The 23235-nt window shown below is 72.5% G+C and carries 24 protein-coding genes; 11 read left to right on the top strand and 13 right to left on the bottom strand.

Going from position 1 to position 23235, the window contains the following annotated elements; genetic code table 11:
* The first annotated feature begins 167 nt into the window (after positions 1 to 167).
* Both OHT52_RS08795 and OHT52_RS08790 read left to right on the top strand, forming a co-directional pair.
* Positions 168 to 668, top strand: a complete 501-nt coding sequence (locus tag OHT52_RS08795) for a sec-independent translocase (RefSeq protein WP_328719567.1) — start codon at positions 168 to 170, stop codon at positions 666 to 668.
* Between the two features lie 125 nt (positions 669 to 793).
* Positions 794 to 1459, top strand: coding sequence for a hypothetical protein (locus OHT52_RS08790; protein WP_328719566.1), 666 nt, complete (start codon positions 794 to 796; stop codon positions 1457 to 1459).
* 159 nt (positions 1460 to 1618) lie between these two features.
* On the opposite strand, the gene OHT52_RS08785 is transcribed toward OHT52_RS08790, so the two are convergent.
* The 3 genes from OHT52_RS08785 to OHT52_RS08775 are packed head-to-tail and all read right to left on the bottom strand — an operon-like array spanning position 1619 to position 4619.
* A complete protein-coding gene (locus OHT52_RS08785) occupies positions 1619 to 2752 on the bottom strand; it encodes an Mrp/NBP35 family ATP-binding protein (RefSeq protein ID WP_266708782.1) in 1134 nt (377 codons plus the stop codon).
* A 42-nt stretch (positions 2753 to 2794) separates the two neighbouring features.
* Positions 2795 to 3355 carry a DUF1003 domain-containing protein gene (locus OHT52_RS08780; RefSeq protein WP_328719565.1) on the bottom strand — a complete coding sequence of 187 codons (561 nt, stop codon included), beginning with the start codon at positions 3353 to 3355 and terminating at the stop codon, positions 2795 to 2797.
* Positions 3345 to 4619 (bottom strand): magnesium transporter MgtE N-terminal domain-containing protein, encoded by a 1275-nt coding sequence (locus OHT52_RS08775; RefSeq protein WP_328719564.1) that lies wholly within the window; start codon positions 4617 to 4619, stop codon positions 3345 to 3347. The genes OHT52_RS08780 and OHT52_RS08775 overlap by 11 nt, the downstream gene beginning before the upstream one ends.
* 231 nt (positions 4620 to 4850) lie before the next feature.
* Here OHT52_RS08775 and OHT52_RS08770 point away from each other — a divergent pair, with 231 nt between their 5' ends.
* Complete coding sequence (locus OHT52_RS08770; protein ID WP_328719563.1) at positions 4851 to 5609, top strand: hypothetical protein; 759 nt, start codon at positions 4851 to 4853, stop codon at positions 5607 to 5609.
* Positions 5610 to 5648: 39 nt separating this feature from the next.
* Here the strand turns inward: OHT52_RS08770 and OHT52_RS08765 are convergent, their stop codons facing one another.
* Positions 5649 to 6164: a hypothetical protein gene (locus tag OHT52_RS08765; RefSeq protein WP_328719562.1), complete on the bottom strand. Its 516-nt coding sequence runs from the start codon at positions 6162 to 6164 to the stop codon at positions 5649 to 5651.
* 66 nt (positions 6165 to 6230) lie between these two features.
* Complete coding sequence (locus OHT52_RS08760; protein ID WP_328719561.1) at positions 6231 to 7358, bottom strand: magnesium and cobalt transport protein CorA; 1128 nt, start codon at positions 7356 to 7358, stop codon at positions 6231 to 6233.
* Between the two features lie 416 nt (positions 7359 to 7774).
* On the opposite strand from OHT52_RS08760, the gene OHT52_RS08755 reads away from it, so the two are divergent.
* Positions 7775 to 8359 (top strand): suppressor of fused domain protein, encoded by a 585-nt coding sequence (locus OHT52_RS08755; RefSeq protein WP_328719560.1) that lies wholly within the window; start codon positions 7775 to 7777, stop codon positions 8357 to 8359.
* 152 nt (positions 8360 to 8511) lie between these two features.
* Here OHT52_RS08755 and OHT52_RS08750 read toward each other — a convergent pair whose 3' ends face one another.
* Positions 8512 to 9744: an MFS transporter gene (locus OHT52_RS08750; protein ID WP_328719559.1), complete on the bottom strand. Its 1233-nt coding sequence runs from the start codon at positions 9742 to 9744 to the stop codon at positions 8512 to 8514.
* Positions 9745 to 9936: 192 nt separating this feature from the next.
* On the opposite strand from OHT52_RS08750, the gene OHT52_RS08745 reads away from it, so the two are divergent.
* From OHT52_RS08745 to OHT52_RS08735, 3 genes are all read left to right on the top strand, one after another.
* On the top strand, positions 9937 to 10614 hold the full coding sequence (locus OHT52_RS08745) for a DUF6758 family protein (RefSeq protein ID WP_328719558.1): 678 nt from the start codon (positions 9937 to 9939) through the stop codon (positions 10612 to 10614).
* Between the two features lie 106 nt (positions 10615 to 10720).
* Positions 10721 to 11587: a PHP domain-containing protein gene (locus tag OHT52_RS08740; RefSeq protein ID WP_328719557.1), complete on the top strand. Its 867-nt coding sequence runs from the start codon at positions 10721 to 10723 to the stop codon at positions 11585 to 11587.
* A 203-nt stretch (positions 11588 to 11790) separates the two neighbouring features.
* Positions 11791 to 12396: a MarC family protein gene (locus OHT52_RS08735; RefSeq protein ID WP_328719556.1), complete on the top strand. Its 606-nt coding sequence runs from the start codon at positions 11791 to 11793 to the stop codon at positions 12394 to 12396.
* Positions 12397 to 12506: 110 nt separating this feature from the next.
* Here OHT52_RS08735 and OHT52_RS08730 read toward each other — a convergent pair whose 3' ends face one another.
* Entirely contained in the window at positions 12507 to 12659 is a 153-nt protein-coding gene (locus OHT52_RS08730) for a hypothetical protein (protein WP_015611185.1), read from the bottom strand.
* 211 nt (positions 12660 to 12870) lie between these two features.
* Here OHT52_RS08730 and OHT52_RS08725 point away from each other — a divergent pair, with 211 nt between their 5' ends.
* On the top strand, positions 12871 to 13779 hold the full coding sequence (locus tag OHT52_RS08725; protein ID WP_328719555.1) for an NYN domain-containing protein: 909 nt from the start codon (positions 12871 to 12873) through the stop codon (positions 13777 to 13779).
* A 157-nt stretch (positions 13780 to 13936) separates the two neighbouring features.
* On the opposite strand, the gene OHT52_RS08720 is transcribed toward OHT52_RS08725, so the two are convergent.
* Complete coding sequence (locus OHT52_RS08720; RefSeq protein WP_328719554.1) at positions 13937 to 14788, bottom strand: alpha/beta fold hydrolase; 852 nt, start codon at positions 14786 to 14788, stop codon at positions 13937 to 13939.
* Positions 14789 to 14989: 201 nt separating this feature from the next.
* Positions 14990 to 17035, bottom strand: a complete 2046-nt coding sequence (locus OHT52_RS08715; protein ID WP_328719553.1) for a DEAD/DEAH box helicase — start codon at positions 17033 to 17035, stop codon at positions 14990 to 14992.
* A 475-nt stretch (positions 17036 to 17510) separates the two neighbouring features.
* Between OHT52_RS08715 and OHT52_RS08710 the strand changes: the two genes are divergently transcribed.
* A complete protein-coding gene (locus tag OHT52_RS08710; protein WP_328719552.1) occupies positions 17511 to 18257 on the top strand; it encodes a ferritin-like fold-containing protein in 747 nt (248 codons plus the stop codon).
* Between the two features lie 38 nt (positions 18258 to 18295).
* Here the strand turns inward: OHT52_RS08710 and OHT52_RS08705 are convergent, their stop codons facing one another.
* The 4 genes from OHT52_RS08705 to OHT52_RS08690 form a co-directional block, all read right to left on the bottom strand.
* Positions 18296 to 18571, bottom strand: coding sequence for a hypothetical protein (locus OHT52_RS08705; RefSeq protein ID WP_328719551.1), 276 nt, complete (start codon positions 18569 to 18571; stop codon positions 18296 to 18298).
* A gap of 438 nt (positions 18572 to 19009) precedes the next feature.
* A complete protein-coding gene (locus tag OHT52_RS08700; RefSeq protein WP_266708813.1) occupies positions 19010 to 19237 on the bottom strand; it encodes a DUF3107 domain-containing protein in 228 nt (75 codons plus the stop codon).
* Positions 19238 to 19360: 123 nt separating this feature from the next.
* Positions 19361 to 19996, bottom strand: a complete 636-nt coding sequence (locus tag OHT52_RS08695) for a TetR/AcrR family transcriptional regulator (RefSeq protein ID WP_266708815.1) — start codon at positions 19994 to 19996, stop codon at positions 19361 to 19363.
* Positions 19997 to 20324: 328 nt separating this feature from the next.
* The gene (locus tag OHT52_RS08690) at positions 20325 to 20540 is read right to left on the bottom strand and encodes a hypothetical protein (RefSeq protein WP_328719550.1); all 216 of its coding nucleotides are present in this window, start codon (positions 20538 to 20540) and stop codon (positions 20325 to 20327) included.
* Positions 20541 to 20654: 114 nt separating this feature from the next.
* On the opposite strand from OHT52_RS08690, the gene OHT52_RS08685 reads away from it, so the two are divergent.
* Both OHT52_RS08685 and OHT52_RS08680 read left to right on the top strand, forming a co-directional pair.
* Positions 20655 to 21620, top strand: coding sequence for an alpha/beta fold hydrolase (locus tag OHT52_RS08685; RefSeq protein WP_328719549.1), 966 nt, complete (start codon positions 20655 to 20657; stop codon positions 21618 to 21620).
* 8 nt (positions 21621 to 21628) lie between these two features.
* Positions 21629 to 23104: a DUF3152 domain-containing protein gene (locus OHT52_RS08680; protein ID WP_328719548.1), complete on the top strand. Its 1476-nt coding sequence runs from the start codon at positions 21629 to 21631 to the stop codon at positions 23102 to 23104.
* Positions 23105 to 23235 lie beyond the last annotated feature (131 nt).

The raw sequence follows: 23235 nt of genomic DNA, 5'->3' as shown, positions 1-23235 counted from the left end.
TTCCGGGGCGTCCGGGCGTCCGGTGCGATCCGGGCGGGAGCCCCCGGACGTCGTCCGGAGCTACCGTCCGTACAGCTCGGCCAGGTACGGTTTGCACGGCCGGACTTTCCGGCCGTGCCGGTGGGAGACCACGCGACGAACACGCGGAGCACACGAGGAGCGGCAAAGTGTTCAATGACATAGGCGCACTTGAGCTGCTGACTCTCGGGATTCTCGCCGTCCTGGTCTTCGGCCCCGACAAGCTGCCGAAGGTCATCCAGGACGTCACGCGCACGATCCGCAAGATCCGCGAGTTCTCGGACAGCGCCAAGCAGGACATCCGCTCCGAGCTGGGCCCGCAGTTCAAGGACTTCGAGTTCGAGGACCTGAACCCGAAGACCTTCATCCGCAAGCAGCTCATGGACGGCGACGACGATCTCGGGCTCAAGGAGATCCGCGAGAGCTTCGACCTCCGCAAGGAGATCACCGACATGACGGACGCCGTGCACGGCCGCGAGAGCGTGGCGGCCGCGACCGCGGCGACGGTGGCCCCGGCCGGTTCCGACGCCGGCGCGCTGACGAAGTCCGCGACCTCCGACCCGCTCGCGAAGGGCGCCGCCGACCCCCTGAAGAAGGCCGCTCCGGCCGCTGCGGACGACCGCCCGCCGTTCGACGCCGACGCCACCTGAGGCCCGTCCTTCCCGACTGGTCCGGACGGTATGGCTATTCTCCATCTGTCCGGTTGCGAGGATGCCCGAGCCCGCGGGGGGCGGGCCGCTCCGGATCCTGAGAGATCGAGGAGGCGGCCGGGCAGATGGAGACCACGAGTCGGGTTGACACGGATGGCACGCCCAGCACGGACACCGCGGCGGCGGAGGGGGTGCCCTCGGCCCGGCCAGCGGTCGTCGACGGCTATCTGCAGGCGTCCTTCCCCTGGTACGCGCTGGACGGGGCGTTCACCGGACCGCGCCGGCTGACCCAGGTCGGCCGCGCCGCGGACGGTACGGTCCAGCACGGCGCGATCGGCCACGGTGACGAGCCGCTGGCGCGCCCCGACGCGGGCCCCGAGAAGGAGCGGTTCGCCGTCGTGGTGACCGTGGCCAGCAGCCCCGTACGCGGCAGCGGCGACGGCACCGGGACGCTGGAGGCCACCACGGTGTCCACGGCGGCCTGGCTGGCCGGCTCCGGACTCCTCGCCTGCACCTGGCCGCAGCAGCTCGACCACGGCCTGCGCGACGACTGGCTCGACCAGCAGACCGAGATCGCGTTCGAGCTCGCCGACGAGCTGGACGGGGCGCCGTGGTCGACGCTCTCGCTGCCGGTGGACGGCGTGCCGGTCGAGTTCCACTACCGCGAGTCCGAGTTCGGCTGGGTGCTGGCCGGTTCCGCGCAGGGCGTGCACCTCGGTGCGTACGGACGGGGGATGAGCGCGTACGGGCTCGGCTTCTCGGCCGTCGAGGACGTCGCCGCCTACGCCTGAGCCGGACGGCCCGCCGGACGCGTACGGGCCGGACGCGGGAGGAGCCGGGCCGGACGCGGGAGGAGCGGGGCCGGACGCGGGAGGAGCCGGGCGGTCCGTACCTACGGACCGCCCGGCTCCTCGTGCGTCAGCCGCGAGACCTGCCGGTCTGCGGGGGACTCAGAACTTGTTGCGCGGGGTGATGCCCAGCGACATGCCGGACAGGCCGCGCTGACGGCCTCCCAGCTTCTCGGCGATGGAGCGGAGCGCGCGCCCGGCGGGGGAGTCCGGGTCGGAGAGCACGACCGGCTTGCCCTCGTCGCCGCCCTCGCGGAGCCGTACGTCGATCGGGATCGAACCGAGCACCGGTACCTCGGCGCCGATCGTCTTGGTCAGACCGTCCGCCACCCGCTGCCCGCCGCCGCTGCCGAAGACGTCGACCATCTCGTCGCAGTGCGGGCACGGCATGCCCGACATGTTCTCCACGACACCGGCGATCTTCTGGTGCGTCTGCACCGCGATCGAACCGGCCCGCTCCGCGACCTCGGCCGCCGCCTGCTGCGGGGTGGTGACGACGAGGATCTCGGCGTTCGGCACGAGCTGCGCCACCGAGATCGCGATGTCACCGGTGCCCGGGGGCAGGTCGAGCAGCAGCACGTCGAGGTCGCCCCAGTAGACGTCGGCGAGGAACTGCTGGAGCGCGCGGTGCAGCATCGGGCCGCGCCAGACCACCGGGGCGTTGCCCGGGGTGAACATGCCGATGGAGATGACCTTCACGCCGTGCGCGGACGGCGGCATGATCATGTTCTCGACCTGGGTGGGCTTGCCGTCCGCACCCAGCATGCGGGGCACGCTGTGGCCGTAGATGTCCGCGTCGACGACGCCGACCTTCAGCCCGTCGGCCGCCATCGCCGCCGCGAGGTTGACCGTCACCGAGGACTTGCCGACGCCGCCCTTGCCGGACGCGACCGCGTAGACACGGGTGAGCGAGCCGGGCTTGGCGAAGGGCACCTCGCGTTCGGCCGTACCGCCGCGCAGCGCGCCCGCCAGCTCCTTGCGCTGCTCGTCGCTCATCACGTCGAGGGTGACCTCGACCCGCGAGACGCCTTCGACCGCCGCGACCGCGTCGGTCACGTTCCGGGTGATGGTCTCGCGCATCGGGCAGCCGGAGACCGTGAGGTACACCGTGACAGCCACCACACCATCAGGATCGATCTCGACCGATTTCACCATGCCGAGTTCGGTGATCGGGCGGTGGATCTCCGGGTCGTTCACTGTCGCCAGTGCTTCGCGCACCGCGTCTTCCGTAGCCATACGACGATGTTACGGCGCGCGGCGCTACGCGCGGGTAGCCTCTCAGCGGTCGCCTTCGTCACTCTCGGACGGGAGGAGGACACGCCGGTCCTCCAGGTCCCTCACGAGGTCCTCCAGCTCCGAACGGATCCAGTCGCGGGTGGCGACCTCGCCGAGGCCCATCCGCAGCGCCGCGATCTCCCGGGTGAGGAACTCGGTGTCGGCGATGGACCGCTCGTTCTGCTTGCGGTCCTGCTCGTGGGTGACCCGGTCCCGGTCGTCCTGGCGGTTCTGCGCGAGCAGGATCAGCGGCGCCGCGTACGACGCCTGGAGCGAGAGCATCAGCGTCAGGAAGATGAACGGGTACTCGTCGAACCGCAGCGCGGTCGGCGCGAAGATGTTCCAGAGCACCCAGAGGATGATGATCAGCGTCATCCAGACGATGAACCGCCCGGTCCCCAGGAAGCGGGCGATCCGCTCCGAGAACCGGCCGAACGCCTCGGGGTCGTACTCCGGCAGGAGCCGGCGGCGAGGCGACTTCGGCTGGTCCAGCCGGAACCGCGGCGGGCGCACCATCCCGGAAGAGCCGGTGGACGCCGCCTTCGTACGCTCCTCAGCGGCCACGGGCGATCCCCTCCTCGCCGTGGAAGTCGGTCTCCCGCCAGTCCTCCGGCAGCAGGTGGTCCAGCACGTCGTCGACGGTCACCGCGCCCAGCAGCGAGCCGCTCTCGTCCACCACGGGCACCGAGACCAGGTTGTACGCGGCCAGATAGCTGGTGACCACCGCCAGCGGGGTGTGCGGCGGCAGCGGCACGAGGTCGCTGTCCACGATCGAGCTGACCAGGGCGAACGGCGGATCGCGCAGCAACCGCTGGAAGTGCACGGTCCCGAGGTACCTGCCGGTGGGCGTCTCGTCGGGCGACCGGCAGACGTACACCTGGGCGGCGAGCGCGGGGGAGAGGTCGGACTGGCGGACCCGGGCGAGCGCGTCCGCGACGGTGGCGTCCGGGCGCAGCACGATCGGCTCGGTCGTCATCAGGCCGCCCGCCGTCCGGTCCTCGTAACTCATCAGCCGTCGCACGTCGGCCGCGTCGTCCGGGCGCATCAGCGTCAGCAGCCGCTCCTTGTCGGCCTCCGGCAGCTCGGAGAGCAGGTCCGCCGCGTCGTCCGGGTCCATCGCCTCCAGCACGTCCGCCGCGCGCTCCTCCTTGAGCTTGCCGAGGATCTCCACCTGGTCGTCCTCCGGCAGCTCCTCCAGCACGTCCGCGAGCCGGTCGTCGTCGAGGGCGGCGGCCACCTCCGCGCGGCGCTTGGGGGTGAGATGGTGCAGCGCGTTGGCCACGTCGGCCGGGCGCAGCCGTTCGAAGGTGGCGACCAGGCTCTCGGCGCCCTGTCCGTGCTCCTCCAGCGCGAAGCCGCTGACCGCCGACCACTCGACGGTCAGCGTCTCGCCCTTGCGGCGCAGCGCCCCGCCGCGCCCCTTGCGGACGAAGTACTTGTCGATCTCCCAGTCGCGGCGGGCCGGCAGCTGGTGGATGGCGACGTCGAGGACGGTGACCTCCTCGCCGCTCTCCGCGAGCCGCACCCGCCGGTCCAGGAACTCGCCGAGCACCAGACGCTCGGTGGGCCGCTGCTCGAAGCGCCGCATGTTGACCACGCCGGTGGTGATGACCTGGCCGGACTCCACGCCCGTCACCCGGGTCATGGGCAGGAAGATGCGCCGCCGGCTGACCACCTCCACCACCATGCCGAGCAACCGGGGCGGCCGACCGCCCACGCGCAACATCGCCACCAGGTCGCGGACCCGGCCGACCTGGTCGCCGTTGGGATCGAAGACCGGGACCCCGGAGAGGTGCGAGACGTAGACCCTGGGCGCGCCCGATGCCATCGCGCACCCCTTCCGTGCCGGTTGCCGCGTGCCGTGCCCGACGTGGTCGTGTCATGGAACGTCAGGGGCGTCGGATGACGCCGGTATGCCGGATTCAGGCTAACCGGTACCGCTGTGTACCGCTCCGTACCGGCCCCGGAGCACCCCCGGACGGCTCCCTTCCGGGTGGCGCCCGAACCCCGGGTACGCTGCCGCTTGCCATCCCACACGTATGACGAGAGGCAAGCACGCGTGACCTCCTACGCTCCCGCCGTACGGGCCCGCCGCACCGCGCTCGCCGTGGCACTCGGGGCGGGACTCGCCCTGGGCCTCACCGGTTGCGGGGGCGACGACCCCGACAAGGGTACGAACGGAATCGGCAAGCTCTCCGCCACCGAGATCGACACCCGGGCCAGAGCCGCCGCCGAAGCCGCCACGGCCGTCCACCTGGCGGGCACCCTCATCAGCAAGGACGGCAGCTACACCCTCGACATGCGGCTCAACGCCGACGGCGGGACCGGCTCCGTCACCTCGCAGGAGAACACCTTCGCCGTCCTCCGGGTCGGCGACGACCTCTACCTCAAGGCGGACGCCGCCTTCTGGAGCGCCGAGCAGGACGGCAAGGGCGAGGAATCCGACGAAGAGGCCGCCAGGAAACTGGACGGCAAGTACGTCAAGGTGCCCGAGGACGACCCCACGTACAAGCGGCTGCGCGGCTTCACCGAGAAGGGCACCCTGCTCGACGGGCTGCTCTCCCTGCACGGCACCGTCAGCAAGGGCGACCGGGACAAGGTCACCGGCGTCCCCACCATCCAGATCCTGGGCGGCAAGGGCGCGGGCGGCGCGCTCGACGTGTCGCTCAAGGGCACCCCCTATCCCGTCCGGGTGGCGCGCGGCGGCGGTGGCGGCACGGTCACCCTCGCCGACTGGGGCCGTTCCTTCGAACTGGCGGCCCCGCCCGAGGACGACACCGTCGACTACAGCGGCCAGCTGCCCAAGGATTCCGGCTGAGCCGTCGGTACGTCCGGGGCCGGGAGGCAGCCCCGGCGCTCAGCTCCTGCCGCGGCGCTTCTTCAGCAGCAGTCGGGGGAGGCCGGCCGGTACCGGTTCGCGGGTGATCGCCGGGGTGGCGAGCGGGCGGGCGGCGAGCGAGGTGTCCGGCAGGTCGGTGGTGTGCGCCACGGGCGTCAGCCGGACCACCCGGCAGTCGCTCGCCCAGCGCTCGGTGAGCCGCTCCGCGTCCGGCGCGTTCAACCGCTTCCCCTTCAGCTCCGCGACCGCGGCCTCCCACTCCTCGGAGTGCGGGGCGAGCTCGGCCACCGAGGCGGTCCACGCGACGATCCGGCCGCCCTTGTCCTTGCTGCGCACCGTCACCCCGGCCCGCGCGCCGTCCGTCAGCCCGTCCGGGAGCGGCTGCTCGCCGGGGCCGCCGACGAGCAGTGCCGCCCCCTCGTGCCAGACGTGCCAGAGCGCCCGGGCCGCGCCGGAGGCGCGCACCCAGACCAGGCCGGACTTCTTGGTGGCCTCCTCGACGAGGGCCTGCCCGAGCAACGAGTCAGCAGTCATGGCGAAGAGCCTAACGGCCCGCGGTCCGGGCCCGAGTGGGCCGGTGGCGCGCTGTCGCCGAGCCGGCTACAGCCAGCCGTTGCGCTTCAGCGTCCGGTGGATGGAGAAACAGACCACCGCGATGACGCCCAGCACCATCGGATAGCCGTACGTCCACTCCAACTCCGGCATGTGCTCGAAGTTCATGCCGTAGACCCCGCAGATCATCGTGGGGACGGCGACGATGGCGGCCCAGGACGTGATCTTGCGCATGTCCTCGTTCTGGGTCACGGTCGCCTGTGCCAGATTGGCCTGCAGGATCGAGTTCAGCAGCTCGTCGAAGCCGAGAACCTCCTCCTGCACCCGCGAGAGGTGGTCGGCCACGTCACGGAAGTACTTCTGGATGTCCGGGTCGATCAGCCGCATCGGCCGCTCGCTGAGGAGCTGCATCGGCCGCTGGAGCGGCGAGACGGCCCGCTTGAACTCCAGCACCTCACGCTTGAGTTGGTAGATCCGCCCGGCGTCGGTGCCGCGCGCGCTGCCCTTCGTCGGAGTGGAGAAGACGTCGATCTCCACCTCGTCGATGTCGTCCTGCATCGCACCGGCCACCGCGATGTACCCGTCCACCACGTGGTCGGCGATGGAGTGCAGCACGGCCGACGGGCCCTTGGTGAGCAGCTCCGGATCGTCCTGGAGGCGGTGGCGCAGCGCGCGCAGCGAGCCCTGGCCGCCGTGCCGGACGGTGATCACGAAGTCCCGGCCGGTGAAGCACATCACCTCGCCGGTCTCGACGACCTCGCTGGTCGCGGTGAGCTCGGCGTGCTCGACGTAGTGGATGGTCTTGAAGACCGTGAAGAGCGTGTCGTCGTACCGCTCCAGCTTCGGCCGCTGGTGGGCGTGGACCGCGTCCTCCACCGCCAGCGGGTGCAGCCCGAACTCCCGGGCGATGACCGCGAATTCGGCCTCGGTGGGCTCGTGCAGCCCGATCCAGGCGAAGCCGCCTCCCTCGCGCACCCGCAGCATCGCCTCGTGCGGGGTCTGGCAGGCGGAGGCCTCCATGCGGCGGCCGTCGCGGTAGACGGCGCAGTCCACCACGGCGCTGGAGGCGGACGGGTCGCGGGTGGTGTCGTAACCGGTGTACGGGGCGGGGGACTTGCGGAGTGAGGGCCGCAGGGAAGGGCGCACGGCGGCGCGCAGGTCACGGATCATGGACATGGCAGGCTCCTACACGAAAGGGCCGTGCGGTGCGCGCAGGCGGAACAGCCCGGAATGGAGGCGTGGAAACCACGTCCGCAAAGCGGGCGGCACCGCGGAGCGGTGGCGACGGCGTTCGCTACAGACAGGCAAAAACGGGATGCTCTTCCGCCGTGCGACAAGCCACGAGCCCTGACCGAGAGGGCTTAAGGAATCACCGGGAAACGGTGGGGACGGAAGGGCGCTCGGTACTGCACGGTCGACTTGGATCCATGGCAGTCCCCACCTCCTCCGGTCGGTCCCCCGTGGGGGACGACGTGCTGTCGGGACGGAGAGGGCGCCGCGTCGCGCGCTGTCCCGACCGGCGGCCAGGCTATCAGCCGGCCAAGGGTCAATCCCTTACTTTGCCCGTTCGATACGCGTTCTATGCTCGCGACATGGAAGAAATTCTCGCGCTCGTCGAAGCCCGGCTACGCAACGCCCTGGGGGAGCCGGACGCCCGCGCCGCGGTCACCTTCCTCGGTACGGACCGCATCGAGGTGCTGCGCTTCCTCGACGGCGACGTGGTCCGGTACGCCACCCTCGGCATGTCCGCCCAGCCCATGGCGGACCCCACCGCACCGTTCGCCGACCCGGTGAAGGGCCCCCGCGCCGAGCTGGTGCTCTCCGTGCGCGTGGGGCTGGCCGACACCGACCAGGTGCTGCGCCCGCTCGCCGTACTGGCTGCGTCCCCGCAGGTCGAAGGCGTGATCGTGGCCCCGGGTGCCTCCCTCGACCTGGGCGATCCGCTCTGGCCGTCCGCCCCCTTCTCCTCGGTGCTGGTGGCCGAGCCCGGCGGGCTGGTGGAGGACGTGGAGCTCGACGAGCCGATGGACCCGGTGCGCTTCCTGCCGCTGCTCCCGATGACCTCGAACGAGGCCGCCTGGAAGCGGGTCCGGGGCGCCCAGGAGCTCCAGGAGCGCTGGCTCTCGCACGGTACGGACCTGCGGGACCCGCTGCGGAACTCCGTGGCCCTGGACTGAGATCACCCGTACGGGGTCATCCGTACGTGGCACGCCTGAGGGGCCCCGCCGGTCCCGGACACGGTCCGGGCCGGCGGGGCCCCTCTTCGCGTACGCCCTCGGGGCTCTTCGCGTACGTCTCGGGACCTGGCGCGTGCGTACGTCCTCGGGGCTCAGTCGGCGAACGCCGAGACGCCGTCCGCGGTGGCGTGCGCGGGCTGGACCTCCGCCGCCTCGTGGGTGAGCGCGGAGCGCCGTACCCACACGATCAGCGCGCCGGCCACGGCCGCGACGGCGGCGACCACGAACGGGACGCGCGCGTCGCTCCACTCCTCGATCTTCGGGGCGAGGTAGGGGGCGGCGGCGGCGGCGAACCAGCGGACGAAGTTGTAGCCGGCGCTCGCGACCGGGCGGGGTGCGTCCGAGACGCCGAGGGCGAGCTCGGTGTAGACGGTGTTGTTCATGCCGATGAAGGCGCCGGAGACGATCGTGCAGACGATCGCGGTGGTGTGGTCGCCGTAGCCGAGCACCAGCAGGTCGGCCGCGAAGAGGACGAGCGAGGCGCCGAGCACCTTCAGCGAGCCGAAGCGGGCCTGGAGGCGCGGGGCGACGAAGACCGAGAAGACGGCGAGCAGCAGGCCCCAGGCGAAGAAGACGGCGCCGGACTTGTACGGCGTCATGTCCAGCACGAACGGGGTGAACGCGAGGATGGTGAAGAACGCGTAGTTGTAGAAGAACGCGGAACCCGCCACCGAGGCCAGTCCGCCGTGGCCGAGCGCCTTGACCGGGTCGAGCAGCGAGGTCTTGCGGGCCGGCTTCGGCTGTTCCTTCAGGAACGCGCCGATGCAGACGAAGCCGATCGCCATCAGGGCGGCGGTGCCGAAGAAGGGGTAGCGCCAGCTGGCGTTGCCGAGCAGCGCACCGACCAGCGGTCCGCACGCCATGCCGAGGCCGAGCGCCGCCTCGTACAGCAGGATCGCCGCCGCGCTGCCACCGGCGGCGGCGCCGACGATCACGGCGAGCGCGGTGGAGACGAAGAGCGCGTTGCCGAGTCCCCAGCCGGCCCGGAAGCCGACCAGCTCACCCACCGACGAGGACGTTCCGGCGAGCGCGGCGAACGCGACGACCAGGGCCAGTCCGGCCAGCAGGGTCTTCTTCCCGCCGATGCGGCTGGAGACGAAACCGGTGACCAGCATCGCGAAGGCGGTGATCAGGAAGTACGAGGTGAACAGCAGCGACACCTGACTCGGCGTCGCGTCCAGCCCCTTGGCGATGGACGGCAGGATCGGGTCCACCAGGCCGATCCCCATGAACGCCACGACCGAGGCGCCGGCGGTCGCCCAGACCGCCTTGGGCTGACGAAGGATGCTGGTGGCCCCTTCGTCGAACGGGTCCTTTCCCTGCATGGTGTCCCACTCTCCTCGTGGAAGCCGGTCCTGACGGGGGCCGCACGGCCGGGCCGGATGCCTGTGCGATACACAGAATAAGTTAGACAAGCTAATAAGTGCAAGTTACATCTATGTTTGCCGGTGGTAGCCACGCTGCGGACGGGTGACCGTCCTTGACGTGGCGACCCCGGAGGGGGACCGTGGGTCGCTATGAGGGGCGAACCCAGTTGCCCGAAGTGCGGTGGCCGGGTCAGGGCGCCCGGTCTTTTCGCCGACTCCTGGCAGTGCCCCGCGCACGGCCCGGTCCATCCGATGCAACCGGTGGTCCCGCCCAGCGTCGAGGCCCTTTCCGTGGTGGTCCACCGCGCACAGGTGCCGGTGTGGATGCCGTGGCCGCTGCCGGTGGGGTGGCTGTTCACGGGCGTCGCGCACGCCGGCGACGACCGCAGCGGCGGCCGGGCCACCGCGCTGGCCTGCACGGGCCCCGGTCCGCTCGGCGGGATGGGCGAGCTGCTGCTGGTCGCCGAGGAGCTCGGCGTCGGTCTCGGCGCGCGCTACGCCGGTATCGAAGGCCCCGACCCCGGCCCCCGGATGCGCGTCGAAGGTCCCCCCGTGGCCAAGGTGCTCGCCGCCGGCCGACCGACCCCGCTCTGGCAGGTGCACGGCGTTCCTGAGGACCGGGCCGTCTTCGCGGGCGAGGCGCGCGGACTCTGGCTCTGGGCGATCGTCTGGCCCCAGCAGTCGGCGCTCCTCATGTACGACGAACTGGTCCTCACCGACCTCCGCGACGCGGGCGCCGAAGTGGACCTCGTGCCCTGCGGCGCCCTCACCCCGCGCCTGCTCGGCATCCCCGAGGCGCCGCCCCGGCAGGGCCCCGGACCGCGCTGAGACCCCCGGAGCACGGGCGGCTCCGGTACGGCCGTCCGGGCGAGGTCCGGGCGGTGGTTATCCTGGAGCGTCCCCACCGTCCGCCGCGAGCACAGGAGTCACCGTCGTGCGTATCGACCTGCACACGCACTCCACCGCGTCCGACGGTACCGACACCCCGGCCGAGCTGGTCCGCAACGCGGCGGCGGCCGGACTCGACGTCGTCGCCCTCACCGACCACGACACGGTGCGCGGCCACGCCGAGGCGCTCGCGGCCCTCCCCGAGGGCCTCACCCTCGTCACCGGCGCCGAACTCTCCTGCCGCGTCGACGGGGTGAGCCTGCACATGCTGGCGTACCTCTTCGACCCCGAGGAGCCCGAGTTCGCCCGCGAGCGCGAGCTGGTCCGGGACGACCGGGTGCCGCGCGCCCAGGCCATGGTGGCCAAGCTCCAGGCCCTCGGCGTGCCGGTGACCTGGGACCAGGTGGCGAGGATCGCCGGTGACGGCTCCGTGGGCCGCCCGCACGTGGCCGCCGCCCTCGTCGAACTGGGCGTCGTCCCCACCGTCTCCGACGCGTTCACCCCCGAGTGGCTCGCCGACGGCGGCCGGGCGCACGCCGGCAAGCACGAACTCGACCCCTTCGACGCCGTCCGCCTCGTCAAGGCCGCGGGCGGGGTCACCGTCTTCGCCCACCCGGCGGCCGTCAAGCGCGGCTCCGTCGTCCCCGAATCGGCCATCGCCCAGCTCGCCGCCGCCGGACTCGACGGCATCGAGGTCGACCACATGGACCACGACGAGGCCACCCGGGCCCGGCTGCGCGGCCTCGCCGCGGACCTGGGACTGCTGACCACCGGTTCCAGCGACTACCACGGCAGCCGCAAGACCGTCGCGCTGGGCGAGTACACCACCGACCCCGAGATCTACGGCGAGATCACCCGGCGTTCCACGGGAGCCTTCCCCGTGCCGGGCGCCGGTGGAGCCCTCCGCCGCTGAGGGCCGCACCACCCCTCTCCCCGGTAGCCGGATCTCCGGCCGCCCAGGCCGTACCCCGGCCGTACGCCGGTGCCGCGCGCCCTTCGCACCCTCCCGCCTCTCCCGTACCCCGGCCTCTCCCGTAACCCCGCTCCGGCGAGCCGGGGGTGGCCGCGCGCGGTCCCACCCCGACCTGCTTCTCCTCTTCTCCCGCAAGGCTCACCGTGTTCGACGTCGCTGTGTTCGGTTCGCTCTTCCTCACCCTGTTCGTGATCATGGACCCGCCCGGGATCACGCCGATCTTCCTGGCCCTCACCGCGGGCCGCCCCGCGAAGACCCAGCGCAAGATGGCGCTCCAGGCGGTCGCGGTCGCCTTCGGGGTGATCGCCGTCTTCGGCGTGCTCGGCCAGCAGATCCTGGACTACCTGCACGTCTCCGTGCCCGCGCTGATGATCGCCGGAGGTCTGCTCCTGCTGCTCATCGCGCTGGACCTGCTGACCGGCAAGACGGACGAGCCGACGCAGACGAAGGACGTCAACGTGGCGCTCGTACCGCTCGGCATGCCGCTGCTGGCCGGACCCGGCGCGATCGTCTCGGTGATCCTGGCCGTACAGCACGCGCACAGCGTGAGCAGCCAGATCTCGGTCTGGGCGGCGATCGTCGCCATGCACGTCGTGCTCTGGCTGACCATGCGTTACTCGCTGCTGATCATCCGGGTCATCAAGGACGGCGGTGTGGTGCTGGTGACCCGGCTCGCCGGAATGATGCTCTCCGCCATCGCGGTGCAGCAGATCATCAACGGCGTCACCCAGGTCATCCGAAACGGCTGAACCGGCTCCGGGCCGCCGCGGTCGCCGGCCCCGGACGCACTGCGCCCCCCGTACGGAGATCCGTACGGGGGGCGACTCGTCATCTCATCAAGGCGTACTGCCGGAAGGTGTTACGAGGCCGAGCTTTCTGCCGGCCGAATGTAGATGCGCTGGCCCATTGCCGCGGCCTGCTGCACGATCCGGTTGACGGAGGCGGCGTCTACGACGGTGCTGTCCACGGCGGTACCGTCGACATCGTCGAGTCGCATGATCTCGAAGCGCAAGGGGCTTCCCTTCGTCTGATCCTCCTGCTGGAGAACTACTGGTCGGACGGGGATTCCCGTCCGCAAGGATAAGGAAGCGTGGCCTCGCGGTCCCGCTCCCTACGAGGGGTACAACGGCGCACCCCCCGGAAAACATTCCCTACGCTAAGGAAATTTTTTGGATGTCTAAGTACCCGCAGGCAACCACGCCACCACGGACGTCGAGTCGCCCATGACCGATGCCGATTACCCCGCCACCCCGGACGACGTCCGCGACCGCCTGGACCTGACGAACCAGCTCCTCCACCGTGTGCTCGCCGAGGTCTCGAAGACCCCCTCCACCCACGCGATCTTCGTCGACGCGGGTTATGTCTACGCCGCCGCCGGACTCCTCGTCACCGGCACCGAGGACCGCCGTTCCTTCGACCTCGACTCCGGAGGACTGATCGAGGCGTTCATCGAACAGGCCCGCACGATCTTCGCGGACAGCCGGCTCCTGCGCGTCTACTGGTACGACGGCGCCCGGCGCCGCATCCACACCACCGAGCAGCAGTCCATCGCCGAACTGCCCGACGTCAAGGTGCGCCTCGGCAACCTCAACGCCAACAACCAGCAGAAGGGCGTCGACTCCCTCATCCGCACCGACCTCGAATCCCTCGCCCGGCACCGCGCCATCAGCGATGCCGCACTCGTCGGCGGCGACGAGGACCTCGTCTCGGCCGTGGAGGCCGCGCAGGGGTACGGCGCCCGGGTGCACCTCTGGGGCATCGAGGCCGGAGAGGGCCGCAACCAGGCCGAGCCGCTGCTCTGGGAGGTGGACAGCCAGCGCACCTTCGACCTGGACTTCTGCCGCCCGTACGTCACCCGCCGCCCGGTCACCACGTACGAGGACGAAGGGCCCGCGCCCTCCCGCGAGGACGTCCGCTTCGTCGGGGCGCAGGTCGCCGCCGCCTGGCTCGCGGCCAAGGGCCGGGAGTCCCTGGTCGACCTGATGCCGGGCCACCCGTACCTGCCGGGCTCCGTCGACCAGGACCTCCTGGTCGAGGCGGAACGCCTGCTCCAGCACTCCCTGCGCGGGCACGCCCCGCTGCGCAGGGCGCTGCGCGACGGCTTCTGGCAGCACCTCCAGGCGCAGTTCTAGGCCGTGCTCCGAAAGTCCCGCCTGCCCGGCGGCGTCTGGCACGCACGCTCGCCGCGTCGTCGGGACCACCCCGGTACATCCGGTATCGGGGCGATCCTCCGCCGTGCGATCGCACGCACCGGGGTTCGGGCGGGCCCCGGCGGGCTCCGGACGGGTCTCAGAGGCCGGACCAGAACGCCACCAGCGCCGCTGCCGTCTCCTCGGGGCGGCCGGTGTTGGGGGAGTGCTCGGCGCCCGCGATCGTGGTGCGGCGAGCGCCCAGCCGGCGGGCCATCGCGGTGAGCAGATCGACGGGCCACACGTCGTCGCGCTCCCCGGAGAGGACGTGGACGGGCAGGCCGGTGGCGGCCAGCTCGTCCACCCGGTCCGGCTCCACGGACAGCTGGCGGCCGGTGGTGAGCAGCTGCGCCGGATCGTTGCGCAGCCACCGGCGGCGCAGATCCTCACCGCCGCCGGTGTCCGCGTCCTGCGGCGGGTCCAACGCCCGCATCGCCTGCCACACCTGCTCCATGGTCAGCGCGGACAGCGCTTCGCCGAGCAGCTTCACCTTGTCCCGCTGCCCCGCGGAGACTTCGGCCGGGCCGGACGACATCAGCGTCAACGAGCGGAAGGGCGTGGGGTCCTGGAGCACGGCGGCACGGGCGACCTGACCGCCGAGTGAATGGCCGAGCAGATGCGGCAACGTGCCGTCCACGCAGCCGAGCGCCTTCGCCTGCGCGTGCACGTCCCGCGCCAACTCGCCCTGTGCGTAGTCTTCCTGACGGCCCGTTCCCCGGCTTTCGTACTGCCCCCGGCCGTCCACCGCGACGGCGCGGAATCCGGCGGCGGTCAGCGGTTCGAAGAGAGCGACGAAGTCCTCCTTGCTCCCGGTGTAGCCGGGGAGCATCAGGACCGTGCCCCGCGCGTCGGTACGTGGTGCGGCGTCCAGGACGGCGAAGTCGCCGCGCGGGGTGCGCAACGCGCGGGCGCGGGCACAGGGGGGCGGGGTGAAGGTCGGCGGCCGGCTCATGGGACGAGGGTAGGCGGTGTCCCGCCCCGTCCCCGCCGCCCCGTCCCCGCCGCCCCGCCCCCGCCGCCCGGGCCGCCCTGCCCCCGCCAGACGGCCCGGGCAGGTCGGGAACGTCGGCCGGACCGGAAACGCCGGACGGTCCCGTCCCCCGGTGTGCGGGGGAGCGGGACCGTCCGGCACGCGGTCGCTGCCGCGTGGGAATCAGCTCTCGGTCGGCGCGGCCTCGGTGGTCGCCGGCCGCGTACGGCGACGACGGGTCCGGGCCGGAGCCTCGGCCGCCTCGCTCGCCACGGCCTCCGCCTCGGCGACCACGGAGGTCTCCGGCTTGACGGCGGTCCGGCGACGGCGCTTCGGCTTCTCCTCCGCGGCGTCGGCCTCGGCGGCCGGAGCCGCCTCGGCCTTCACGGCGGTCTTCGGCGCGGCGGCCTTGCGCGTGCGGGGCTTCGTCTCGGGCTTCGCCTCGGCCTTCGTCTCCGTGGCCGGCTTCGCGGCCGTACGGGGACGGCGGCGCGTCCGGCTCTCGGACTCGGGCTCCGAGGGCGGGGCGATCTGGAAGTCGACCTCGTCGGCGGCGGGCTTCACGACCCGGGGACGGCGGCGCGGCTTCGTCTCCGCGGCGGGCTCGGTGAAGCCCACGGCGACGGCCACCGTCTGGAACTCCGGCTCGGCCGGAGCGGCGGCACGGGTGCGGCGACGGCGCGCCGGCTTGGTCGCCTCGGCCACGGCCGGAGCCTCGGCCACGGGGGCCTCCACGACGGCCACCGGTGCGGGGGCCTCGGCGACGGCGACGGCTGCCGCCTCGGCGGCGACGACCTCCGCGACACCGACCCGGCCACGACGGCGGCGGCGCGGGGTGCGCGGCTCCGTCGCCCCGGCGGTCCCGGCGCCCTCCGGAGCCGGTACGGCCTCGGTGGCGGGTGCGGGCACCGAGGCGGCGCCCTCCTCGCCGGCTCCGCCACGGGTGCGGCGGCGCTGACGCGGGGTGCGCGCGGGGCGCTCCTCGCGAACCTCGCGGGCGGGACCCGAGGAGGCGGGAGCCTTGCGGCCCCGGCCACCGGTCTCGCCGAGGTCCTCCAGCTCCTCCGCGCGCAGGCCCGCACGGGTCCGCTCGGCCCGCGGCAGTATGCCCTTGGTGCCCTCGGGGATGCCGAGGTCCTCGAACAGGTGCGGCGAGGTGGAGTACGTCTCCGGCGGGTCCGGGAACTTCAGGTCCAGCGCCTTGTTGATCAGCTGCCAGCGCGGGATGTCGTCCCAGTCCACCAGCGTCACCGCGGTGCCCTTGGCGCCCGCGCGGCCGGTGCGGCCGATGCGGTGCAGGTAGGTCTTCTCGTCCTCGGGGGACTGGTAGTTGACGACGTGGGTCACACCCTCGACATCGATACCCCGCGCCGCGACGTCGGTGCAGACGAGGACGTCGACCTTGCCGTTGCGGAAGGCGCGCAGCGCCTGCTCGCGGGCGCCCTGGCCGAGGTCGCCGTGGACCGCGCCGGAGGCGAAGCCGCGCTTCTCCAGCTGCTCCGCGATGTCGGCGGCGGTGCGCTTGGTGCGGCAGAAGATCATCGCCAGTCCCCGGCCGTCGGCCTGGAGGATGCGCGAGACCATCTCGGGCTTGTCCATGTTGTGCGCCCGGTACACGAACTGGGTCGTGTTCTTGACCGTCGTGCCCTCGTCGTCGGGCGACGTGGCGTTGATGTGCGTGGGCTGCGACATGTAGCGGCGGGCGAGGCTGATCACGGCGCCGGGCATCGTCGCCGAGAAGAGCATGGTCTGGCGCTTGGCCGGCAGCATCGTGAGGATGCGCTCGACGTCGGGCAGGAAGCCGAGGTCCAGCATCTCGTCGGCCTCGTCGAGGACGAGGGCGCGGACGTGGGACAGGTCCAGCTTCCGCTGGCCCGCGAGGTCGAGCAGTCGGCCGGGGGTGCCGACGACCACGTCGACGCCCTTCTTCAGTGCCTCGACCTGGGGCTCGTACGCCCGGCCGCCGTAGATGGCCTGGACGCGGACGTTACGGACCTTGCCCGCGGTGAGGAGGTCGTTGGTGACCTGCTGGCAGAGCTCGCGCGTGGGGACGACGACGAGCGCCTGCGGCGCGTCGGTCAGCTTCTCGGGCGCGGCCCGGCCCGCCTCGACGTCGGCGGGGACGGTGACGATCTCCAGGAGCGGCAGGCCGAAGCCCAGCGTCTTGCCGGTGCCGGTCTTCGCCTGGCCGATGACGTCGCTGCCCGAGAGCGCGACGGGGAGGGTCATCTCCTGGATCGGGAAGGGGGACGTGATGCCGACGGCTTCGAGGGCCTCGGCCGTCTCGGGGAGGATCCCGAGGTCGCGGAAGGTAGTCAGGGTGCTGCCTCTTCTGTGAGACGCGGACCGAGGCGAACGCTGGGGGTCGTACCGTGCCGGGGTTGGTCATCCGGCCCTGGGAGGGCGCGGGTGGCGCGGGACCACTGCCGTCGCTCGAGCGCTCGTGCCGCTGAGGGGGCCCCTCATCTGCGGTCGTACGGTGTGTACGACCCGCGCGGAGGGCTGTCGGGTCGGAGCCGATCGGGCCACCGACCGGGCATCCTCATTCAAGGGCGCGCCCCGGGCATACGAAAATGCTCAGTAGGCGCATTACCACTGTACCCCGGATTCGCGCATGTGTGTTGGGCGAATTCATCGGAACGGTGTGATCTCGGTGGTGGACCGGGCCCTTACCACCGACGCCGTGCGGGCTATTGTGCGCTCCATGGAGACGCCTGACAACGCCGCTCGCACACCCGACGAAGCCCCCGCCCCCACCGGTACCGCCGCCGGAAGCTGGTCGGCGGCATCGGCCGACCCGCAGTACCGAGCCGCCGTGGTGGATCTGCTGGGCGCCCTCGCGTACGGCGAGCTGGCCGCTTTCGAGCGGCTCGCCGAGGACGCCAAACTCGCGCCGACCCTCGGGGACAAGGCGGAACTGGCGAAGATGGCCTCCGCGGAATTCCATCATTTCGAGCAGCTCACCGAGCGGCTCTCGGCCGTCGGTGAGAACCCCACCGGGGCCATGGAGCCTTTCGCCAAGGCGCTGGACGACTTCCACCGCCAGACCGCTCCCTCCGACTGGCTGGAGGGCCTGGTGAAGGCCTACGTGGGCGACTCGATCGCCAGCGACTTCTACCGCGAGGTCGCGATCCGGCTCGACGCGGACACCCGGGACCTGGTCCTCGCCGTCCTGGACGACACCGGCCACGGGAACTTCGCGGTGGCCAAGGTGCGTGCCGCGATCGAGGCCGACCCCCGCGTCGGCGGCCGGCTCGCCCTCTGGGCCCGGCGGCTGATGGGCGAGGCGCTCTCGCAGGCCCAGCGGGTGGTCGCCGACCGCGACGCCCTGTCGACGATGCTGGTGGGCGGCGTGGCGGACGGGTTCGACCTGGCCGAGGTCGGCCGGATGTTCTCCCGGATCACCGAGGCGCACACCAAGCGGATGGCAGCCCTGGGCCTCGCCGCCTGACGCCCGCCCCGCGGACCCGCGGTCCGTCCCCGACCGACCTATCGCGCGGCCGCGGAGCCGGTGATCCGGCTCCGGCCGCGCGGCCGCAGCAGCAGCGACAACGTCACCGCGCCGACGACCAGCGCACCGGCGACCGTGGCCGTGGCGTGTCCGGAGTACAGCACACCGTCCGTCAGATACGCCCCGAACAGTGCCCCCAGGGCACCGGTGGGGTAGACCGCGCGGGCCGACGGCAGCCGGCCGGGCAGGACGTGGAGGGCGGCCCAGGCCAGGGCGAGCCCGACCACGACGGAGCCGAAGGATTCCCAGATCACGGAGCATCACCTCGCGGGGTTCGTCGGTACGTCCCCGTCCGCGCGGAGCGACGGGGGAGGGCCGGTGGGCCCTCGCCGTGCAGGGGCCGGTGGATCGTGGACGGGCACGGCGCCCGGCGCGGTACGCCCGGCCGCGGCCGCCCTTGATCCGTAGGACGCTGCCTACGCCGTCCTACCCGTGACCTACGTCACGCAACCCTTCCGGGGTCGGGGGAAACCTTTCGGCGGAGCGCGCTGTTCCACCGGGGGTGAGCGGGGACGGCGTACGGAACGGCCCCTGGGATCGGCGGAGTCCGACGCCCCCCCGGGAGCGGCCCGGCGGGGCGGAGTCCGACCGTGTTCCCTCCGCGTCCCTGGACATGCGGAACGGCCCGGCGGGATTCCCACCGGGCCGTTCCGTCGTGCTGCGCCGGGCCGTCGGAGACGGCCCGGTGTCACTTACAGTGCGCCGAACCCGACACGCCGGGCCGTCGGCTCGCCGATCTCGACGTACGCGATCCGGTCGGCCGGCACGAGGACCTTGCGGCCCTTCTCGTCCGTGAGGCTGAGCAGCCGCGCCTTGCCGCCGAGCGCCTCGGCGACCGCGCTCTCGACGTCCTCGGCGGAAAGCCCGCTCTCCAGAACGATCTCGCGGGGCGTGTGCTGCACCCCGATCTTGACCTCCACGGCTATGTCCCTCCGACGGTCAGTCCCTGCGCGGTAGCCGCGCCGTACGCAGCCACATTAGCCCGGTGGGCCGAGCGCCCACGGCCCGACCGGCCACGCCGGGAGCGAACACGCCCGGTGCCGCTACTCGGTCCCGTGCAGCGGGAACCCCGCGATGCCGCGCCAGGCGAGCGAGGTGAGCAGCTGCACCGCGGTGTCGCGGGGGATGCCGGAGGGGCTGGAGAGCCAGTAACGGGCCACCACCTGGGCGACTCCGCCGAGGCCGACGGCCAGCAGCATCGATTCGTCTTTGGACTGGCCCGTGTCGCCCGCGATGACGTCCGAGATCGCCTCGGCGCACTGGAGGGACACCCGGTCCACCCGCTCGCGCACGGCGGGCTCGTTGGTCAGGTCCGACTCGAAGACCAGGCGGAAGGCGCCGCCCTCGTCCTCCACGTACGCGAAATAGGCGTCCATGGTGGCCTCGACGCGCTGCTTGTTCTCCGTCGTCGACGCGAGGGCGGTGCGCACCGCCTGGAGCAGCGACTCGCAGTGCTGGTCCAGGAGCGCGAGGTACAGCTCCAGCTTCCCGGGGAAGTGCTGGTAGAGCACCGGCTTGCTGACGCCCGCCCGCTCGGCGATGTCGTCCATCGCGGCGGCGTGGTAGCCCTGCGCGACGAAGACCTCCTGGGCGGCGCCCAGAAGCTGATTCCGTCGGGCGCGGCGGGGCAGGCGAGTGCCCCGCGGGCGCGCTGCCTCTGTCTGCTCGATGGCGCTCACGCCGCCTCCCAAATGTGTGATCCGACACGGTGTCCCGTGCTTGCCGCGCCGCATGGCCATCGTACTTTTGGGTAACCCGGGTGCGCGCGGCGCGGACGCAGAATTTCACGGACCGGACAACTCCGGTAGCCACGGACCGGCGCCGCATCCTCGGCCGGGCCGGGACGAAACGGCCCTGAACTGCGTGTTTCAGCGGTAATCGCCCCGCGCGGAGCGACTTTTGGCCATTTCCCGGTGCCGCGCGCACGTCGCTCCGGCGCCGGCCGCGACCGTGCCCCAGACCCGGCGGGGCCGGACGCACGGTCGCGGCCGGTGACGCGCGGACCGCTCAGCGGTAGTCGTCCTCGTGCTCGGCGACCACCTTGGTCTGTTCCGCGACGTCGGCCTCGTCGGCCTCCTCGGTGCCTGCCTCCGTCAGCGGCTCGTCTTCCTCCTGCCGGACCTCCGTCCGCTGCTCCGCGGCGTCCGCGGCGGGGGTCTCCAGGCCCGCCGGGTCCGGCTGCTCGTCCTCGAACGTCTCCGGGTCCCTCGGGTCGACCGTCATGGTGACTCCCTTCCGTCCGTCATCCGAAGCCTATGAGCTGGACTCCTGCCCCGCGATGCGGCCTGTGACCGCGAACACATGAATCGGCGCGTGATCGTCTCGTAACATTGCCGCATGTCTTCGACCGAGCTGCCGGGTGTCCAGGCCGCCGCCGCGGCGGTCGCCCCCACGGTCAGTGCCGTGCGCGTCGGGTCCGGGGAGAGTCTGCGCACCGTTCCCCTGGCCGGGCTGAGCCTGACCGTCCGTTCCCGGCCCGGCGTGCGCGCCGGGCTCCCTCCCGCGCTCTACGTCCACGGCCTGGGCGGTTCCTCGCAGAACTGGTCCGCCCTGATGCCGCTGCTGGAGGACGTGGTCGACGGGGAGGCGGTCGACCTGCCGGGATTCGGCGACTCCCCGCCGCCGGACGACGGCGCCTACTCGGTGACCGCACACGCCCGGGCGGTGATCCGGCTGCTCGACGCGCAGCGGCGCGGTCCGGTCCACCTGGTCGGGAATTCGCTGGGCGGCGCGGTCTCCACCCGGGTCGCGGCCGTCCGCCCCGACCTGGTGCGCACCCTCACCCTGGTCTCGCCCGCGCTGCCCGAGATCCGTGTCCAGCGGCCGGCCGTGCCGACCGGGCTGCTGGCGCTCCCCGGGGTCGCCGCGCTCTTCTCCCGGCTCAGCCGGGGCATGACCGCCGAGCAGCGCACCCGCGGGGTCATGGCACTCTGTTACGGCGATCCCACGCGGATCACCGAGGAGGGCTTCCGCCAGGCGGTGGCCGAGATGGAACGGCGACTGGAGCTGCCGTACTTCTGGGACGCCATGGCGCGCTCCGCCCGCGGGATCGTCGACGCGTACACGCTGGGCGGGCAGCAGGGGCTGTGGCGCCAGGCCGAGCGGGTACTCGCGCCGACGCTCCTGGTGTACGGCGGACGGGACAAGCTGGTCTCGTACCGGATGGCACGCAGGGCGTCCGAGGCGTTCCGCGACTCGCGCCTTCTGTCGCTGCCCGAAGCCGGGCACGTGGCGATGATGGAGTACCCGGAGGCGGTCGCCCAGGCGGTCCGGGAATTGGTGGAATACGACGGCGGGAGCTGATCCGGGGCGTGGGACGACACAGCCGAAGGGGCGCCGAGGCCAACGGCCCGGCGGGCGAGGCCGCACCGGCCCCGGTCGGTGCATCGGGGGCGGGCTCCGGCAGTGGGCGCCGCAGGAGGACGCCGGAACCGGCGCCCGCCGGCCGCGACGGACAGCGGCAGCCCGACGCGGCTCGGGACACCCCGTTCCAGGGCGTACCGCAGGTGCGTGGCGGCCACCCCGAACAGCGCGAACCAGGCGGCGGCTGGGGCACCGGCCCGCAGCCGCGCTACGGCCCCGGCGAGGCCCCGCGGTCGGCGCGGCCCGCCGACCCGGCCCGGCAGCAGACACGTTCGGGCGAATTTCCGCCCGCAGGTCCCCGCGCCGGGACCTCCCGTACGGGAGACCCGCGCGCAGGCGAGTCCCGTGCCGAAGGCCCTGGCGCTCCGGCCGGGCGTGCGGTGGTGCGGCCCGCGCCCGGCGGTACGCCGCTGATACCCGGTCCGCGGCCCGAGTTCGTGGACGCCTTCGAGGCGCCGTCCGTGGGACTTCCGGTACGGCAGGTCCCGTCGAGGGTGGCCGTGCCCGCACCGGCGGAGGAATCCCCCGGCGCGCCGGACCGGCGCGCCGACGGCCCGGACGGCGGGGCCGGCGACGGTTCCGGCGAAGCGGACGGCACCCCCGGCAAGGGGGGCCGGGGCGGCAAGGGGCGGACGTTCACCGGTATCGCGGCGGCGGCGGTGACCACGGTGCTGGCCGTGGTCGTCGCCGGGCAGGTGGCCCAGGGGCACGGCGGGGGCGACTCCCCGCAGGGGTCCGGGACCCCGCGGAGCGGTCAGGACGACGCGCGCTCCGACGCGCGGGCCACTGCCGCGACGCCGACGGCCGCACCGCTGAAGGCGCTGACGTACGAGCAGAAGATGGCCACGCCCTACCCGCTCGCCGCCGATCTGGCGGGCGACGGGAAGTTCGAGGCCGTCCCGGGCGCGGCTAAGGCGCCCGGCACCGGGCACAAGTACCGCTACCGGATCGACGTGGAGCAAGGGCTCGGGCTCGACCCCGCCCTCTTCGCGGAGGCCGTACAGAAGACCCTCAACGACGACCGCAGCTGGGCGCACCACGGGGACATGACGTTCGAGCGGATCTCCAGGGGTGCGCCCGACTTCGTCATCACCCTCGCCAGTCCCGGCACCACCGGGGTCTGGTGCGAGAAGTCCGGCCTGGACACCACCGAGGACAACGTCTCCTGCGACTCCGCGTCCACCGAGCGCGTCATGATCAACGCCTACCGCTGGGCCCAGGGGTCGGTCACCTTCGGCCCCGACAAGCTCCTGTCCTACCGGCAGATGCTCATCAACCACGAGGTCGGACACCGGCTCGGGCACAACCACGTGAGCTGCCGCACCCCGGGCGCCCTGGCGCCCGTGATGCAGCAGCAGACGAAGTCGCTGGACATCGACGGGATCTCGTGCAAACCCAACCCCTGGGTCTACCCCGTCAGTTGATCCAGTGAGTCGCGAGTCCGCCGTGTGACGCGTCCGTCTCGTTCCGCGTGGACATGCCGGTGAGCGGTCGTTCGGGACCCTCCGCGGGGGCACCCTCCTGATCACCTCCGGGAGCGCCGCCCCGGAGCGCG

Origin of the sequence: Streptomyces sp. NBC_00247 (assembly GCF_036188265.1) — a bacterium.
In the GTDB taxonomy this organism is placed as follows: domain Bacteria; phylum Actinomycetota; class Actinomycetes; order Streptomycetales; family Streptomycetaceae; genus Streptomyces.
This window is presented reverse-complemented; position numbering and strand designations above follow the sequence as displayed.